The sequence below is a fragment of the Pediococcus damnosus genome, assembly GCF_001437255.1.
In the GTDB taxonomy this organism is placed as follows: domain Bacteria; phylum Bacillota; class Bacilli; order Lactobacillales; family Lactobacillaceae; genus Pediococcus; species Pediococcus damnosus.
In genome coordinates this window covers 1-4,644 of record NZ_JQBD01000114.1, presented here as the reverse complement: position 1 = coordinate 4,644, position 4,644 = coordinate 1, and the positions used below count along the sequence as shown (strand labels likewise).

General features: G+C 39.0%; 5 protein-coding genes and 3 pseudogenes. All 8 read right to left on the bottom strand.

Annotated elements, in window-relative coordinates:
- Positions 1 to 812: 812 nt before the first annotated feature.
- Positions 813 to 1,358, bottom strand: a complete 546-nt coding sequence (locus IV84_RS09655) for a PDDEXK family nuclease (protein WP_056986580.1) — start codon at positions 1,356 to 1,358, stop codon at positions 813 to 815.
- A gap of 43 nt (positions 1,359 to 1,401) precedes the next feature.
- Positions 1,402 to 2,355, bottom strand: coding sequence for a DNA-methyltransferase (locus tag IV84_RS09650; RefSeq protein ID WP_056986579.1), 954 nt, complete (start codon positions 2,353 to 2,355; stop codon positions 1,402 to 1,404).
- Between the two features lie 93 nt (positions 2,356 to 2,448).
- Positions 2,449 to 2,673, bottom strand: coding sequence for a hypothetical protein (locus tag IV84_RS09645; RefSeq protein ID WP_056986578.1), 225 nt, complete (start codon positions 2,671 to 2,673; stop codon positions 2,449 to 2,451).
- A gap of 66 nt (positions 2,674 to 2,739) precedes the next feature.
- Positions 2,740 to 2,805: pseudogene (locus IV84_RS10965) on the bottom strand (hydroxyacid dehydrogenase); the annotation flags it as partial.
- Positions 2,806 to 2,819: 14 nt separating this feature from the next.
- Positions 2,820 to 3,944, bottom strand: a complete 1,125-nt coding sequence (locus tag IV84_RS09640; protein WP_056986577.1) for an ArdC-like ssDNA-binding domain-containing protein — start codon at positions 3,942 to 3,944, stop codon at positions 2,820 to 2,822.
- 3 nt (positions 3,945 to 3,947) lie between these two features.
- Positions 3,948 to 4,163, bottom strand: a complete 216-nt coding sequence (locus IV84_RS09635; RefSeq protein ID WP_056986576.1) for a hypothetical protein — start codon at positions 4,161 to 4,163, stop codon at positions 3,948 to 3,950.
- Positions 4,164 to 4,285: 122 nt separating this feature from the next.
- Positions 4,286 to 4,433: pseudogene (locus IV84_RS11255) on the bottom strand (topoisomerase C-terminal repeat-containing protein); the annotation flags it as partial.
- Position 4,434: 1 nt separating this feature from the next.
- Positions 4,435 to 4,644, bottom strand: a pseudogene (locus IV84_RS11250) (DNA topoisomerase); the annotation flags it as partial.

Below are 4,644 nucleotides of genomic sequence, written 5' to 3'. Positions count from 1 at the left end.
ACTATCCTTCAACACCATTTGACAAACTTCCCAAAGAGTCTTTCCAAAACTTTTTTGAGTTTCGATGACTAGATTGGCAAAGTCTAACTTTCCTGTCAGTAAATCAAAGGCAGAGTTTCCAAATGATGTCATCATTTCTGTGATGATTTGTTGTAAGATAGAGTTCAAGAGTGATTCCTCCTAATTGCTAGCTGGTTGATTTGTCATTAACATTCTAGCATGAGTAGGGATCGCTCCCTTTTTGTTTCTGATAATTTACCCACTTAAACTTTACGCTAAGGGGCTTATCCGCTGTGCTTGTTGGGCTGGTTGCATTCTTATCAAGATACGGTACACTTAACTTGTGAGTGGCTAAGTGCTACGTCGTCTGCTGTACCGTCAGTAGGCGGTTTTTTTCGTCTTGAGATTTTTAGGGATATGCAACCTCGTAAACTCCACGTTGAATACGTTCAAATTCGGGATAGCACTGTACCACTGCTCGTATTTGTTCGCGCCAGTGAACGTTGCTGACCGCTTTTTTAGCCCCATCGAGGGTTTCGTACAGGTCTTTCAGGGAAGCTCTTCCGCCGTGCTGTTCAAAAGCGGCGCGTACCAAATCGCGCCAAGTAACTTGCTGTAACTGTCTCAAATCACGAGTAAACGTCTTAGGCTCCTATTATCGTGTACGTAAAGTGAACATTTAAAATCGTTTTATTGAGCTTAAGTACGCTCCTCAATTAGTTAGTGAGTTTGTACGTTAATATTACTAACGTTTGTAATTTATCATTTAACTCTGGGCCTGTTCATCATTCTTTGCTTTGCTCCAAACCTTTTTAATCAAAGTTGGCAGGATCAACAGGTGGATTAGGGAAGGGATAGACTAATATACCATGACTCTTGACGTATTTAATACTAATTTTGGGATTATTTAACTCGTAATCCTTATTCGTTTTCCAATGCTTCGTAAGTCCTGCCTTTTGTTTAGCAACCCACTCATCTAGTCCGCCAGGTGAAACAACATACATTTCTTGCAAATGTATTCCTTTGTAGATGGAAAATAACCAAGGTACGGAGTTAAAACGATCAAGTAAATTAACTGTTGTATGATGATCCGTTGAAAATCCTCGGGCAGATGTATCAATGTTTACACTTTTAAATTCCCACTCAACACCATTCCTATCCTCTGCATCATTTCCCTCTCTTCCTGGTAAGAATTTCATATTACTAATAATTAGCTGCTGCAAAACCTTAGCACCGTTGTCTTGAAATATATCATTGATTCCCCTACTCTTAGCAAGGTCCTCAAGATCTACCAGTTTCTTCCATAAACCTTCTAATTTTTGAATATCAAATTGATGTTGTTTATCAAAAAAAGCCATAGTTATTGCCCTCCTAGCTTTAACCAATGGCTTAATTATATCATTACACTAAATTAAAAATTTGTATATTTTTCCCACCTAATATATCATTATAGTATTTTTGAGCTACTTCTACTTCATTGCTATCGACAAACCTTAATACTGATCCAGCTACGTACTGCTTATCCAGTTCGCAAGATATCCAATTTCTTTCAAGATTTTCAGCAACCATACCTGTTGTATTAGAACCAGCAAAAATATCTAAAACCGTGTCTCCGGGGTCCGTTAAATATTTAATAAAGAAAGCGGGTAACCTTTGCGGAAATCTCGCAGGATGAGCCTTAATTTTTAAATTTCTAGTTAAATGAAGATAACTAGAATTACTTTCAGAATTAGGAATATTAAGCAAATTAGACGGAATAGCTCCACCGTTATCTTTGTTAAATCCACTAGATATGTCATGCCCTGAAGGGCGTAGGGCAGGGTCATAGAAATGCTTATGTGATTTCAAAAGCTTCTTCATTCTATCTGAATAGGGAACAAGAACATTTCTATTGTCTGCTTTAGGAAAGTCACTCTTCGAAAACCACCAAACAGTGTCAACTGAGTCTTTGACTCTGATCTTACGCTTGTTAACCCATTCAATGGGTGATGGAAGCTTAGATGGATTATTCCAAAAAAACTCCTCCGCCAAATTGTAACCTAAGTCTTCACAGAAATTAATAAGAATCTTGTAATTATAGAGCGATCTAACAGGTGCGCCTCTTTTATATGCTCCACCGAGATCTAAAACAAAACTACCATCCTCAGTTAGGATAGGTTTAACTAACTTTGCAAACTCTGAAAGCCATTCAATGTAAGCTTCTCCATTTTTGTTTCCATACTCTTTCTGTCGAAGCAGTGCAAAAGGCGGAGACGTTACCACCAGATTAACAGAGTTTTCTGGAATCTTTTTTAATAATTCCCTAGAATCTCCAATATACGATTTTCCAAGTTTGGTTTCATATGCTAATTTCACAGCCACACACCCAATCTATAATATAATTTGTAATTCTTGCTGTATAATAAGTCATGGCTGTTTCCTACAATCTGCAAGTTGTAGGATTAACCATCAGAGCACTTCACTGCTTTGACGGGCGGCCATTTTTTTTATATTTTTCATCACAGACTCGATGCCTTTATCGTTGATAAATCGAACTCCCCCAATCACTTTAATAGTGTTTTGATCGAAGTAGTGGGGTGTTATTCTATAACGATTAAAAAAATAATTTCTATTTTTTCCTACTTTTTTGCTAGCTTCGCTAAAAGTATGCCACTGTTCATTATAAGTTATCATTTTTTCCTCCTTAACTAAAGAGTTTAGCAAAAAACATGTTGCATTGCAATAAGTTTGGGTCTAGAATTTTTGCAAGCTTTTCCAATTTAAATCTTTGTTTAGTTCATATCCATCTAAAAGAACAATTTTCATAGTGTTACCCCCCCCTATCTTTTCAATGTTTTAGCTGCATTATGTTCTGGTTGTTTAATTGCCGGGTTTTGTTCAGAAAATGCTTGCAGCTGTTTTTGCGTTCGCTTACTGATTTCATGGTGTACATCATTTAATTTATTTTGTAGTTCTGATTTTTGTTGTGGGTTCCTTGCTTGCTGAACTTGTTGTTGCAAGCTTTGGTAGGACTTATTAAGATCATGGGCTGATAGCTTTTTTAGATCATGCTCAGGTTCTTTTTGTGCTTCTTGTAAGCCTAATTGTTTGGTTAAGCCATCGCTAAGCTCAATCACTTTGTTGCTCACTTGCTGGATCTCACTTAAAGCACTATGGATCACGGCTTTATCTTTAGCCCAGGTGGCCACGTAACCGAGTGAGTAGTTGCTGGTATCAACGCCAATATTTTGCATGGCAACATACGCAACCGCTTCGGCTTGGGTTTCCTGATAGGCTCGTGGCCGATCTTTAAAGGCTGATTTTAAGCCGTGTAGCTGGCTATGCGCATATTCGTGGTATAACGTCTTTAGTTTCAAAGCATTGTCGGGCTCATCGCCACCAATGACGATTTCATTAGTGCTGGGTTGAAAATACCCCTTAGCCCCATTTAGCGTCGCTAAAGGCACTTCACTGACTTTAAGGTCGGTTTGCTGATTTAAATAATCTTTGAACGCGTTATATAAGCTTGTCACATTCTGATGATCGGCCAAATTTTCTTTGACAAAGTCTTTAGCACTTAACACTGGTTCACCGCTAGTTTGTGCCACATCAAAGACGGGTAGATAGCGATAACCGACAATGGCGCGCTCATCGGTGGTATCAAGATGCTTCTGCTCGGCTGGTGTTAGCTTCTTAATGATCGGAGCCGCAATCCGAATCGCTTTTGCGCCCCGGTTGACGGTGCGGTTAAAAGCCGTCTGCCATTGCTTAAAACCGGCGACTTGAGTGGCTTGAGGATTTTGCGCATAAATTAAATCAATGTTTCTGGCGCTATAACGATGAAATTTAGCCAGGGTATTGAGATACTTTTTAAATTGGTCACTATCAGTTAATTTTAGGATTTGCTGTTCAGCCTGGGCGACTAATTGTGCTTTCCAAGCCTTAACATCTGCTTTATTTGGCATAAGTTACCCCTCCTCATCTTCAAAAATATCATTCAGTATGGGAGCCACTTTTGTTTGAATTGAGGTCGTGCCATAAAGGGCAACGTAACCGTCAGACAATTTTTGCCAGGCTACTTGATAATAGGCTCCGTTACCAGTGATTTCTTTTAGATACTTGTAGGTTCCTTTAGCCTGCAAAACTGGTAATTCACTCCCAATGACTGCTAATTTATTATCCATTTTATGATCTCCTTTGCTTTGCTAATCTCACCCGTTGTTTAGGTTTACTTTTGGCTTTATAAAAGTGAACCTAAACAACGGGTTCACCAACCCGCAACAACGTGCAGGGCGGTAGGCAGGTTCTAATCAAAATCAAAACTTAATTTATGACCGTCAAGTTTTAGCTTGGCGTCAAACGACTTACCTTTCTTGCTCTTGAACCCCTTTAGTTTGCTGGTTTCACCCTTGGTGACTAAGGCTTTGATTGCAGTTTTACCGAGGGCTTTGCTANCAATGTAAAACTTTTGTTTATTTATGACAGTTGCTTGTGGTGTTTCTAAAAACACCTCGGCGGCCTTCTGCGCTTGCTGTTGGTGATTAATTTGTTGCTTAATGGCTGCACTGCCGGTTAATTGTGTCGGAACATCAGCAATCAACTTCGCCACAAACTTCTTAATTTGGCTCAAAAAATTATCCGGGGTGCGTTCTTCGGTACTGATTT